The sequence below is a fragment of the Alcaligenes ammonioxydans genome (assembly GCF_019343455.1).
GTDB classification, from domain to species: Bacteria; Pseudomonadota; Gammaproteobacteria; order Burkholderiales; family Burkholderiaceae_B; genus Alcaligenes; species Alcaligenes ammonioxydans.
Window position 1 is genome coordinate 2686606 of record NZ_CP049362.1, and the last position, 12429, is coordinate 2699034.

Below are 12429 nucleotides of genomic sequence, written 5' to 3' on the forward strand. Positions count from 1 at the left end.
GTTCAGCGTGCGATGGTATTGGTCAAGCGGATCTTGTTCTGCATTTGCAGCAAGCCGTAAACCAAGGCTTCAGCGGTCGGAGGACAGCCCGGCACATACACGTCCACCGGAACGATGCGATCACAACCGCGCACAACCGAATAGGAGTAGTGGTAGTAGCCGCCACCATTGGCACAGGAGCCCATGGATACGACCCAGCGTGGCTCGGCCATCTGGTCGTACACCTTGCGCAAGGCAGGCGCCATCTTGTTGCACAGGGTACCCGCCACAATCATCAAGTCAGACTGACGTGGGCTGGGACGGAAAATAATGCCAAATTGGTCCAGGTCATAACGAGCCGCACCAGCGTGCATCATTTCCACTGCACAACAGGCCAGACCAAATGTCATGGGCCACATAGACCCTGTTTTTGCCCAGTTCAGAAACTTGTCTGCACTGGTCGTCACAAAACCTTCTTTGAGAATGCCGTCGATAGCCATAGTAGTTGCCTTTTGCCGGATCAGAGCCAGGGAAGACCCGGCCTGTCCTGTTGCTGACCAAACCCGCTGTCATCAAGACGCATCCTCGTGCCCCTTATGCCCAGCAGCAGACGCGAAAACCCTCAGGCGGGTTCTCTGTGGATGGGTTACTCCCAGTCCAGAGCGCCTTTTTTCCATTCGTAGATAAAACCGACCGTCAAAACGGCCAGAAACGCCATAACGGTCCAGAAACCAACCAGGCCTACTGTTCCATTGGCCATGGCCCAGGGAAACAGAAAAGCGATTTCCAGATCGAACATGATGAACAGAATCGCGATCAGGTAGTAACGGATATCCACCTTCATGCGCGAATCGCCGAATGCTTCAAAACCGCATTCGTAAGGAGAGAGCTTTTCAGCATCGGGCCGGTTGGGACCGAGCACTCGACCGACCAAAAGTAGCGCCAGGCCAATCCCAGTGGCAACGATGATAAATAGCAAAACGGGAAAGTACTCTTGCAGGTTCATGCAAAGCATCCAATCGCAGTAAATAAACTCTTGGATTGTAGCATTTTGAGAGCACAGTTTTGGGGGATAACCCCAAAGCATTACATCTATGCGCGGGTGTTGCACCCACGCCGCAAAAACTGTCAGCTACCTGACCAAAAACCCTTCAACTATTGATTATTTATTCTATTAAGGGTTGCGATTTAAGATCATGATTACCCATCTTACTCCGTTTTGTAAGGAAAATGTCAGCAATTAGGCATTAGAAAACAAATTTTCCTTATTAATTTGTAAGCAAGAAGAACACAGCAGATGCCTGTCGGCCCCAAAAGCTCCACTCCAACATCCAGCACAAAATACACTCAAGCCCGATATAGCCCGGCATGCACACCTAAAGCTTTCGGCCAGCCCAAAACCTGCCGTCTACGCATATCCTTCCACACATCCAAACTCGCAGCCGCAGCTCAAACCTACCGCAGCCGGCAACCGACTTCCCATGCGCGCACCCTCCTACAAACCAGCAATAAAAAAGCCATCCCGAAGGATGGCTTTTTTTACTTCTGCAGTTCAGGCAAGTCCTAAGACCTGCCCTTCGCAACGCGTAGACATGCTACGCGAAACGATTAGAACTGGTGACGCAGACCAACGCCGACCAGAGTCGACTTGCCGTCTGGCAAGAAGTGAACGTTCTTGGCGTAGGAACCAATTGCGTACACGTTGGTGCGCTTGCTCAGTGGGTGGCTGTAACCCAGGCTGAAAGTGTGCTGTTTCTTCATTTCCCACGAAGCACCGGTGTTAGCCAATGCGTCTGGAGCCGAACGAGGATCAGCCATCGTCCAGGAACCCATCACAGTACCGGCACCAACTGGAGCGGACAAGCCGACCAGGTAGGTGTTAACTTTCAGGCCTTTCAGGTTGCTGGTGTCAATGCCAACACCGCTGAAGGACTGAGCTTCGAACAGACCGTCACGAGTTTGACCGAAAGCCAAGTGAGCTTTCACAACTTCAAAGTCGTAGCTACCGCCGATGTTCCAGGACTTGACAGTGTCGCCGCCAGTCACAGGAGCACCAACTGCAGCGCGGTTTTCACGAGTCTTGTACTGATCGTATGTCAGAGCAACACCGATAGGGCCGTTAGCGTAACGCAGACCGGTAGTGATACCGCGCTGGTTGCGCTCCAGACCATCTTCAGGGCTTACGCTGTTGGTGATCTTGTACTCTTCAGGACCATTGGTGTTGAAGGAGTAACCAACGCCGAACTGGAAGCCGGAGAAGTTAGGGGTTTGGTACATGACCATGTTGTCGTAACGAACGGTGTTAGCAGCTGTGAAAGCAGCACCGATGTTAGCTTGGTCGAAACCACCGCCGAATGGATCGGCTACGCCTGGCAGGTACTTGGAGGCGATGTTAGTTTGACGACCGAAGTCCAGTTGACCCCAGCTGTCACCAGCCAGACCCAGAGTGGCTTGACGACCGAACAGACGGTCACCTTGCTTGTGGGTACCGGTACCCAGATCGAAACCGCTTTCCAGAACGAACACAGCACGCAGGCCGTCACCCAGATCTTCAGAACCCTTCAGGCCCCAACGGTTGCCGGACTGGATGCCATTGATCATGCCGGTTTTCTTCTGGCTGATAGACTCCATACCATCACGGTTAGAAGCATAAGAATCAACACCTTTGAACTTCTGGTAACCGATACCACCGTCCAGAATACCGTACAGGGTGACAGACGTTTCTGCGTGTGCGACGCCAGCGAAGCCGGCCATCAGAGCAGCAGCGAGCAGAGTCTTTTTCATGTAAGAAATCTCCGTAGATTTGAGTAAATCAGAGCAGCCCAACTACAACAGTGCTGCTGCTCTTTCTAACTCCGCGATGGGAAGTTAACGTTATTGCATCAAAATTCCCGTCGCTTGACTACGAAAGCCTTCGGAAACGTGAATCTTTGTGCACAGGCTGTTGGCTATACACAACAAAAACCTGTTTAAAGAGGCTTTCCTGGCCACTTTGAGTGAGGGCGACTATTAGCAGGCTAAGCCGGAAATCATCTTAAGAACTTGCTTTAAGTCCTTACAGCAATGCATCGCCAATACTGGATTCTGACCAAATAGAGCCGACCCCGCCAGAAAGCGCAACCACCCACCCACGCCCCCATCACCTCTCCAGCAAAGCCTCCATCCAAGACATCGGGTTTTCAGCTTTTCCATAATGCGGGAATTTTTACGAGGGGCAGCCTGACCGCTATCAAGTGAGCCGGAAAAGCGGTCAGACGAGCCCCCATCACTCCACATTCCACACCCTCACCCCCACCGCACCGACAGCCAGGCGTCAAAAAAAGCAAAAAAAAACCTGTCCTTTTCAGGATCAGGTTTTATTTCAAAGCCACACAAGCGCACAGCTTTTTGTTTGGTGCCGACGACGAGACTCGAACTCGTACAGCTTTCGCCACTACCCCCTCAAGATAGCGTGTCTACCAATTCCACCACGTCGGCAAGCAATCAAGACAGCGATATTAGCACGATAAAAGTGAGACTGTCAGCACAAAACAGCCTAAAACACTTAAAAAAGCCGGTACTGGGGCATATTTCACACAATCAGCCATAAACAACAAAGCCCGCCTTGAGGGCGGGCTTTGTCTGCTTACTTTTCAAACTGCCTTGTGATCTTTCCAGCCTCTTATATAGAGAGACCAAATGCTCACAAGCCAGTCGCATTTACTTGGCCGCAGGAGTCGCGGGTACTTCCTGACTTTCCGAAGCTGCTGGAGGCACAGCTGCCGGTACGGACGCTGCAGGCGCGGGCGCTGGAACTGACGCTGCCCCCGTTGGAGCCGCACCCGGCACAGAGGATTCGTAACCTTGCATCACACCTGCGTCTGCCTTTTGCGCAGGATGGTGAGCCACCCATGCCAAACCGCCAGTAGAAGCAAAAAAGACGATAGCCGCCCATTTCGTCATACGCGACAGGAAGTTGGCCGCACCCGCAGCGCCAAAAACGCTACCTGCGGAACCACCACCAAAAGCAGATCCCATATCTGCGCCCTTACCCTGCTGCAACAGAACCAGACCAATAATCAACAGCGAGGAGATAACCTGCACCGCCATCAGAACGGAAGACATCCAATCTTGCATTTAAAGACTCCAGACCCTTTAAGCGGCCACAATACGTAAAAATTCTTGCGCATCCAAAGATGCACCACCCACCAAGGCACCATCAATATCCGGCATGGCAAATAGCTCAGCGGCGTTATCCGCCTTCACACTGCCACCATACAAAATGCGCACCTGATCCGATTCCATATAGGCACGAATCTGTTGGTGCATTTGCTGCGCTTGCTGCGGCGAAGCCGTCAGACCCGTGCCAATAGCCCACACGGGCTCATAAGCCAACACCAGACGAGACACGATCTGCGCGCCCAGCGCTTTAATCGGTTCGAGCTGGTCTTGTACCACGCAGACCTCCTGCCCTGCCTGGCGATCAGCTAACTGCTCACCAACACAGACTATCGGCGTCACGCCCGCATCCAAGGCAGCCAACACCTTGGCCGCAACCTGAGCGCTACTTTCCTGATGATACTGCCGACGCTCAGAATGCCCGACAATGACCCAGCGGCAACCGATATCGGCCAGCATCGCTGCCGAAACTTCCCCGGTGTAAGCTCCCTTGGCATGAACACTCACATCCTGAGCACCGACAGCAATAGCCGATCCTTTCAGGATCCTCACCGCCTGAGGCAAATACACGTAAGGAACGCATACAAGCACATCACACTCTGCCTGCATCTCAGGCCGAACAAGCAGTTCTTGCAGCAGACGGCTGTTGCCATCAAGCGAGCCATTTAATTTCCAATTGCCCGCAACCAGTCGTTTACGCGAAGAATGTACGCTCATTGCTCCCTTGATGCCAGTCAGAAAGTTACACCAACGCCTACAAATCAAGGCGCAGCTAACCGGCTATTGTAGCGCGAGCCAATCCTTTACGCGCATCTTTAGCTGAAAATTCCTTTCTTCAGCGCTAGAAAACGGGTGGCCGTGCCACCCTTTGCTGCTTTTAGGGAACAAGAATGATCTTGCCAACCTGCTCACCCGCCTCCATCATGGCGTGCGCCTCACTGGCTTTCTCCAGGGGGAAAGTAGCGTGAATCAACGGTCGTACCCGCCCGGCCTCGAGCAAAGGCCAGACATGCGTCCTCAGGGCCCGCGCCAACTGGGCCTTGAACGTAACGGGCCGAGAACGCAGGGTAGAGCCGGTAATCGTCAGGCGTCGGCGCAAAATCTCACCACAATTAATGGTCGCCTTCACGCCACCCAACATCGCAATAATGACGATGCGGCCATCGTCCGCCAAGCAAGCCAGATCGCGATTGATATAGTCACCGGCGACCATATCCAAAATCACATCCACGCCACGGCCTTCTGTTTTGCCTTTAATGACTTCTTCGTAAACCTGTGTTTTGTAGTTGATACCAATTCCGCCCAGACGATTGATGGCTTGCACACGCTCATCGCTGCCCGCCGTGGCATAAACCGTATGCCCTAGCGCCACAGCAAGCTGAATGGCGGTGGTTCCAATACCACTTGCTCCACCGTGAACCAACAAGGTTTCGCCTGCGCTTAACTGCCCACGCTCAAATACATTGCTCCAGACTGTAAAAAAGGTCTCGGGCAAACCGGCCGCCTCCAGCACACTGAAGCCGGCGGGCACCGGCAAACACTGCTCTACCGGGACCACGCAGTACTCGGCATAGCCGCCACCGCTTACCAGCGCACACACCCGATCACCTATCTTAAACTCACTACCCTGCAGATCGCCGGACACGATTTCACCCGCTACTTCAAGCCCTGGAATATCAGAAGCCCCAGCAGGTGGTGGATAGGCGCCGGCACGTTGCAACACATCAGGCCGATTGACACCCGCCGCCAACACCTTGACCAATACCTCCCCGGCACCCGCCTGCGGCATCGGTCGCTCGCCAATTCGCAATACTTCTGGTTTTCCAAACTCGGTAATTTCCACTGCTCGCATGCCTGCTCCCTGTGATATCTCTACTATTTGCTTATAGCGGCCCGGATAGAAAACACCATGCGGCCACCATACCTGCTGCAATCTATCATATGCGCCGCTACAGGTGCCCGGCTTCGTAGTGGAAAACCGATTATTTCCATGACGTTGGCGAATTTATACGTTACACTTTAAGGCTTTCCTGGCCGCGGTGCTTAAAGGCACTAGTATGCGTCCAGTAAAAAAAGTGCGATTGATAGGAAGCGTGCCAGAGCGGTTGAATGGACCGGTCTTGAAAACCGGCGATGGGGTAACCCATCCGTGAGTTCGAATCTCACCGCTTCCGCCATCAACTCCCGCTGCATCCATGGCGGAATTGGTAGACGCAAGGGACTTAAAATCCCTCGATCCTTGATCGTGCCGGTTCGATTCCGGCTGGATGCACCATATATTCTCGATAGTGGCGGATATCTTCGCCCGCGATAAAAGCATCCGTTTTTATTCGCTCATGGCCTCTGTCCAGTCATAAAAAACCCGCCCTAAAGCGGGTTTTTTTATGTCGACTCCCGGCCGAAAGCCAAGCCTGCGATGCAGGCACTTAGCAGGCACTACTTCAAGCAGCAGCCGCTCACCCCCAATGTCCTCCCCTGCCCGCATCGTACACACCAAGGCTGGCCCTTGCTAAGCCCCATGCAACACAGGCACAACAAAAAGCAGGGATGCCGCCAGCAACCTCCCACTAACTGCTACTGCTACTGCTACTGCATCAATAATGTAGTCACCCAGACTTCCGGCACTGCACAGCACGTGCTGCCTTTGCTCTGTCTTACAGATGGCCGGGCACAAAAAAACCCGCCTTTGAGCGGGTTTTTCTTTCACCAAACAGCAGACTCTATCAAGAAGCAGCAGGAGCAGCCGGGCCGCCTTGAGCTTCAATGCCACCAATAGCCTTGATCGACAGACGCAGACGACCTTTCTCATCAGCCTCAATGATCTTGACCTTCACAATCTGGCCGACTTTCAGTACGTCATTGATATTGGCAATACGGTAGTTGGCAATCTCAGAGATATGCAGCAAACCGTCACGACCTGGCAGAACCTGAACGATCGCACCAAAATCCAGCAAGCGCATCACTGGGCCTTCGTATTCCTGACCCACTTCAACTTCAGCCGTCAGTTCTTTGATACGACGCTCCGCTTCGCGAGCCTTGTCCAGATCAGCGCTGGCGATGGTAATCGTACCGTCGTCCGAAATATCGATCTGCGTGCCCGTCTCTTCGGTCAGAGCGCGGATGGTGGCACCACCCTTACCAATCACGTCACGAATCTTCTCGGGGTTGATCTTCACGGTCAACATGCGAGGAGCAAATTCGGACATCTCGGTACGGGAACCGTCGATGGACTCTTTCATCTTGCCCAGGATGTGCATACGGCCTTCATGGGCCTGAGCCAATGCAACCTGCATGATTTCCTTGGTAATGCCCTGGATCTTGATGTCCATCTGCAAAGCAGTAATACCTTTCTCGGTACCGGCTACCTTGAAGTCCATATCACCCAGGTGATCCTCGTCGCCCAGAATGTCGGTCAGTACGGCAAACTTGTTGCCTTCCTTGATCAGACCCATGGCCACACCCGCCACGTGATCTTGCACCGGAACACCCGCATCCATCATGGACAGAGAGCCACCGCACACGGACGCCATAGAAGACGAACCGTTGGATTCGGTGATCTCGGACACCACGCGGATGGAGTACTGGAAATCCTCAGCTGCTGGCAGCAAAGGGGTCAGAGCACGTTTGGCCAGACGACCGTGACCAATCTCACGACGCTTGGGGGCACCGAAACGGCCGGCTTCGCCGGTAGCGAAAGGAGGCATGTTGTAGTGCATCATGAAGCGATCGCGGTACTCACCCATGATCGAGTCAATAATTTGCTCATCTTGCTTGGTGCCCAGCGTCGTCACCACCAAAGCCTGGGTTTCGCCACGCGTAAACAAGGCGCTACCGTGAGCACGAGGCAATACGCCCAAACGGATGCTGATAGGACGAACAGTGCGGGTATCGCGACCGTCAATACGGGACTCGCCACTCAAGATGCGCGAGCGCACAATCTTGCTTTCCAGATCAAACAGCATGTTTTCAACAGCCACCATGTCAGGCTGTTCCTGACCGTTAGCCTCTGCTTGAGCCAGAACGGTTTCTTTGGCGTGGGCGTATACCGCGCGAAGCTGCTCCGTGCGAGCCTGTTTTTCACGCGTTTGATACGCTTGCTTCAAACCTTCCTCGGCAGCGGCGCTAACCGAAGCCAATAGGCTTTCGTTGACAGCAGCCGGCTGCCAATCCCACTCGGGCTTACCTGCTTCCTCAACCAACTCATGAATGCAGTTGATGGCAGCTTGCATTTGCTCATGAGCAAACACCACACCGCCCAGCATGACTTCCTCAGACAATTGCTTGGCTTCGGACTCAACCATCAAGACAGCTTGTTCGGTACCGGCAACCACCAGATCCAGATCCGAAGACTTCAGCTGAGTGGCCGATGGATTCAGCACATACTGACCATCGATGTAACCAACGCGCGCCGCGCCCACCGGACCATTGAAAGGAATACCCGAGATGGCCAGAGCAGCGGACGCGCCAATCATGGCAGCGATGTCTGGGTCAATTTCAGGGTTGACCGATACGGTGTGAATGATGACCTGAACTTCGTTGTAGAAGCCCTCGGGGAAAAGAGGACGCAAGGGGCGATCGATCAGGCGGGAGATCAGGATCTCGCGCTCGGACTGACGACCTTCACGCTTGAAAAAACCACCGGGAATTTTGCCGGCAGAGTAGGTTTTTTCAACGTAATCCACGGTCAAAGGAAAAAAGTCCTGACCGGCTTTCGCTTTGCTGGCGCCCACAACGGTGGCCAGCACAACAGTATCTTCGATGGAAACCAGCACGGCACCTGACGCCTGACGTGCGATTTCTCCGGTTTCCAGCACAACGGTGTGCTCACCGTACTGGAAAGACTTGGTGACTTTATTGAACATTAGGAGAATCCTTACAATAAAAAAACCGTGCACACAGCGAAACCAGTTCGCCGAATGCACGGTTGTTTAGCGGGGAGCCAGCCCCGGTATCACTTACGCAGACCGAGTTTTTCGATCAAAGCACGGTAAGCGTCTGGATTACGACCTTTCAGGTAATCCAGCAATTTGCGACGACGGCTAACCATGCGCAACAGACCACGACGGGAGTGGTGATCTTTGTTGTGAGCCTTGAAGTGGCCGGTCAATTCGTTGATGCGAGCGGTCAGCAAAGCCACTTGCACTTCTGGGGAGCCTGTATCGCCTTGTTTACGCTGAAACTCGGAAACGATATCGACTTTTTTGATATCTGCAACTGCCATTTTATATAGCCTCTAAGACTTGCGTTAGGACCGAGGTGCCCTAACGTGTTGAAAATGAAATTGAGTACACCGGCCCAACGGGCCCGTGCAAGCAAACGATTATAACGAAAAACCAGGATCAGCGTTAAGCATTTCGCCTTGCGCCTCCACTGAAGCCGACAACTTTAGTTGTTTCCACGCCGTAGTCGCGCCAAGGCACGGGCACGACGCCAACGCCAGGCCATCACAAACCATCCCGACAGCCCATACAGGCAGAACAGACCAAACAGAAAGACGGGCGGATCGGTCGACACAAATACAAAGACCAGCACAAACAGCAACATGCCCCAAAATGGAACGCTGCGGCTGATGGCAAAGGACTTGCCGCTATAAAACGGCGCATTGGATACCATGGCCAGGCCGGCGTAAATAGTCAGACCAAAGGCTACCCAGGGGATCACATTGACTTGCAGCGACAATTTATTGTCCACGGCCAGCCAGACAAAACCGGCTACCAGCGCGGCGGCGGCCGGACTGGGTAAACCTTGAAAGAAACGCTTGTCGACCACTTCAATATTGGTGTTGAAACGAGCCAGACGCAAGGCGCCACCCGCCACATAGATAAAGGCGGCCAACCATCCCCAGCGTCCCAAGCCCTGCATGGCCCAAACATACATGACCAGCGCAGGAGCCGCACCAAAAGAGATCATGTCTGCCATGGAGTCATACTGCTCGCCAAAAGCAGACTGCGTATTGGTCAGCCGAGCAACCCGCCCATCCATCCCATCGAACACCAAGGCCAGGAAAATGGCGATGGCCGCCGCTTCAAAGCGACCGTTCATCGCTTGCACAACGGCATAAAAGCCCGCAAACAAATTGGCGGTGGTAAAGGCGTTGGGCAAAAGATAGATGCTACGCCGACGACGGGTTTCATCATTGAGCAAATTGGGCATAATTTATGCTTTAAGAGTTGTTGCTAAAGACTGAACACTCGAATGTAGCATTGTCCACAAGGCTACAGAGCGCAAATAGTTCAAGCAAATATAAGCCAGGACAAGCAAAAAAGACCGAGAGGCCTGCGACCAGGGCGTTCGCGAAGAACGAGTAGATTTTATCGAACTCGCTTGCGCAGCATGCTGACAAGGACGCGATGCTCACAGCAAGAGCACTGCATTTTATCGCGCAGTCATCAATACAGCCACAAGACAAGGACACAACGCGGGTATGCCTCCCTTGGCCTGGGCAGCCGCGCTGCGCGCCCAACGCGTCCTGCAATAAAAAAACCGGCTGACGCCGCGAGACGTCAGCCGGTTCAGGTTCAAGACCAGAGCAGACTAGGCGCCTGCCCCGATATCAAACTTAGTTCTTGGACTTATCGACCAATTTGTTGGCCGCAATCCAAGGCATCATGGAGCGCAGCTTGCTACCCACTTGCTCAATCTGCGATTCGGCATTGATACGACGACGCGAGATCAAGGTAGGAGCGCCGGCGGCGTTTTCCAGGATGAAGTTCTTGGCATAAACGCCGGTCTGGATGTCTTCCAGGCACTTGCGCATAGCCTTGCGGGTTTCTTCGGTAACAATCTTCGGACCGGTCTCGTACTCGCCGTATTCAGCGTTGTTGGAGATCGAGTAGTTCATGTTGGCGATACCGCCTTCGTAGATCAGGTCCACGATCAGCTTGAGCTCGTGCAAGCACTCGAAGTAAGCCATTTCAGGCGCGTAACCCGCTTCTACCAGCGTATCGAAGCCTGCTTTGATCAGCTCAACCGCACCGCCGCACAGAACAGCCTGTTCACCGAACAAGTCGGTTTCGGTTTCTTCGCGGAAGTTGGTTTCGATGATACCGGCACGACCACCGCCGTTAGCCGATGCGTAGGACAGAGCCACGTCGCGAGCAGCGCCGGTCTTGTCCTGGTAAACAGCGATCAGGTGAGGAACGCCGCCGCCTTGGCTGTAGGTGCCACGAACCGTGTGACCAGGAGCCTTGGGAGCAATCATGATGACGTCGATATCGTCACGGGGCACAACCTGGCCGTAGTGAACGTTAAAGCCGTGAGCAAATGCCAGAGCGGCGCCAGGCTTGATGTTCTCGGCAACCTGGTTGCGGTAAACCTCAGCAATGTTTTCGTCGGGCAACAAGATCATGACGACGTCAGCGCTCTTGACGGCTTCGGCCACTTCCTGAACTTTCAGGCCAGCGTTCTCGGCTTTGCTCCAGGAAGCGCCGCCTTTGCGCAGACCCACAACCACATTCACGCCGGACTCGTGCAGGTTCAGGGCGTGGGCGTGGCCTTGCGAACCGTAGCCGATGATGGCAACGGTCTTGCCTTTGATCAGGGAAAGATCACAATCCTTGTCGTAGAAAACTTTCATTTCAGGTGCTCCAAATTTAATAATTTCGCTTAAACAGCAATTCGAGAATGGCCGCTCATGCAGCAGCGGCACAAAAAGGACCTTGACTCATTACTTCCAGGACGGGGACACCGGCGTCTACACAGCACCAGACTGTGCATACCCTTTATAAGGCGCTGCCGTGAACGGCAGCCCCTTGAATAAAAGCGGTCATTCTGTCCTGAAAGAGCCTTGGCTTACAGCTTTAAGACACGCTCGCCACGGCTGACACCAGAGACCCCGGTGCGCACTGTTTCAAGAATGGCCGTGCGATCCAGCGCATTAATGAAAGCAGCAATTTTGTCTTGAACACCGGTCAGTTCGATGGTGTATGTCTTGTCCGTCACATCGATGATGCGGCCACGGAAAATATCCGCCATGCGCTTCATCTCTTCACGTTCCTTGCCGACAGCCCGCACCTTGATGAGCATCAGTTCACGCTCGATGTGAGGGCCTTCGGACAGATCCACCACCTTGACCACGTCAACCAGACGGTTCAAGTGCTTGGTGATCTGCTCGATGACGTCGTCCGCCCCTCGCGTCACGATGGTCATGCGAGACAGGGTGTCGTCCTCGGTAGGAGCAACCGTCAAGGTCTCGATGTTATAGCCACGAGCCGAAAACAGGCCAACCACACGGGACAGTGCGCCGGGCTCGTTTTCCAGAAGGATAGAAATGACGTGTTTCATGATTCTCTC

General features: G+C 53.7%; 11 protein-coding genes and 3 tRNA genes. 2 read left to right on the forward strand and 12 right to left on the reverse strand.

All coding sequences use genetic code 11. The annotated features are described in order from the left end of the window. Positions 1-2: 2 nt before the first annotated feature. The 7 genes from FE795_RS12345 to FE795_RS12375 form a co-directional block, all read right to left on the reverse strand. A complete protein-coding gene (locus tag FE795_RS12345) occupies positions 3-479 on the reverse strand; it encodes a NuoB/complex I 20 kDa subunit family protein (protein ID WP_003801059.1) in 477 nt (158 codons plus the stop codon). A gap of 146 nt (positions 480-625) precedes the next feature. Further along, on the reverse strand, positions 626-985 hold the full coding sequence (locus tag FE795_RS12350; RefSeq protein WP_003801061.1) for an NADH-quinone oxidoreductase subunit A: 360 nt from the start codon (positions 983-985) through the stop codon (positions 626-628). A 602-nt stretch (positions 986-1587) separates the two neighbouring features. After that, on the reverse strand, positions 1588-2763 hold the full coding sequence (locus FE795_RS12355) for a porin (RefSeq protein ID WP_059318018.1): 1176 nt from the start codon (positions 2761-2763) through the stop codon (positions 1588-1590). Positions 2764-3371: 608 nt separating this feature from the next. Then, positions 3372-3456 (reverse strand) — tRNA-Leu (locus FE795_RS12360). 222 nt (positions 3457-3678) lie between these two features. Continuing rightward, positions 3679-4095, reverse strand: coding sequence for a preprotein translocase subunit SecG (secG, locus tag FE795_RS12365; RefSeq protein ID WP_003801063.1), 417 nt, complete (start codon positions 4093-4095; stop codon positions 3679-3681). An 18-nt stretch (positions 4096-4113) separates the two neighbouring features. Next, a complete protein-coding gene (gene tpiA / locus FE795_RS12370) occupies positions 4114-4854 on the reverse strand; it encodes a triose-phosphate isomerase (RefSeq protein ID WP_131070746.1) in 741 nt (246 codons plus the stop codon). 160 nt (positions 4855-5014) lie between these two features. Further along, on the reverse strand, positions 5015-5989 hold the full coding sequence (locus FE795_RS12375; RefSeq protein WP_059318020.1) for an NAD(P)H-quinone oxidoreductase: 975 nt from the start codon (positions 5987-5989) through the stop codon (positions 5015-5017). Between the two features lie 235 nt (positions 5990-6224). On the opposite strand from FE795_RS12375, the gene FE795_RS12380 reads away from it, so the two are divergent. Together FE795_RS12380 and FE795_RS12385 are read left to right on the forward strand one after the other, a co-directional pair. Next, positions 6225-6314: transfer RNA gene (locus tag FE795_RS12380), tRNA-Ser, on the forward strand. A 12-nt stretch (positions 6315-6326) separates the two neighbouring features. Then, positions 6327-6412, forward strand: a tRNA-Leu gene (locus tag FE795_RS12385). A 448-nt stretch (positions 6413-6860) separates the two neighbouring features. On the opposite strand, the gene pnp is transcribed toward FE795_RS12385, so the two are convergent. From pnp to ilvN, 5 genes are all read right to left on the reverse strand, one after another. Continuing rightward, the gene (pnp, locus tag FE795_RS12390; protein ID WP_003801066.1) at positions 6861-8999 is read right to left on the reverse strand and encodes a polyribonucleotide nucleotidyltransferase; all 2139 of its coding nucleotides are present in this window, start codon (positions 8997-8999) and stop codon (positions 6861-6863) included. An 89-nt stretch (positions 9000-9088) separates the two neighbouring features. Continuing rightward, positions 9089-9358 carry a 30S ribosomal protein S15 gene (gene rpsO / locus FE795_RS12395; RefSeq protein WP_003801068.1) on the reverse strand — a complete coding sequence of 90 codons (270 nt, stop codon included), beginning with the start codon at positions 9356-9358 and terminating at the stop codon, positions 9089-9091. Positions 9359-9522: 164 nt separating this feature from the next. Beyond that, positions 9523-10290 carry a CDP-diacylglycerol--serine O-phosphatidyltransferase gene (gene pssA, locus FE795_RS12400; protein WP_003801070.1) on the reverse strand — a complete coding sequence of 256 codons (768 nt, stop codon included), beginning with the start codon at positions 10288-10290 and terminating at the stop codon, positions 9523-9525. Positions 10291-10696: 406 nt separating this feature from the next. Continuing rightward, positions 10697-11713 (reverse strand): ketol-acid reductoisomerase, encoded by a 1017-nt coding sequence (gene ilvC / locus FE795_RS12405; protein ID WP_003801073.1) that lies wholly within the window; start codon positions 11711-11713, stop codon positions 10697-10699. 215 nt (positions 11714-11928) lie between these two features. Next, positions 11929-12420, reverse strand: coding sequence for an acetolactate synthase small subunit (gene ilvN, locus FE795_RS12410; protein WP_003801075.1), 492 nt, complete (start codon positions 12418-12420; stop codon positions 11929-11931). Positions 12421-12429: the final 9 nt, after the last annotated feature.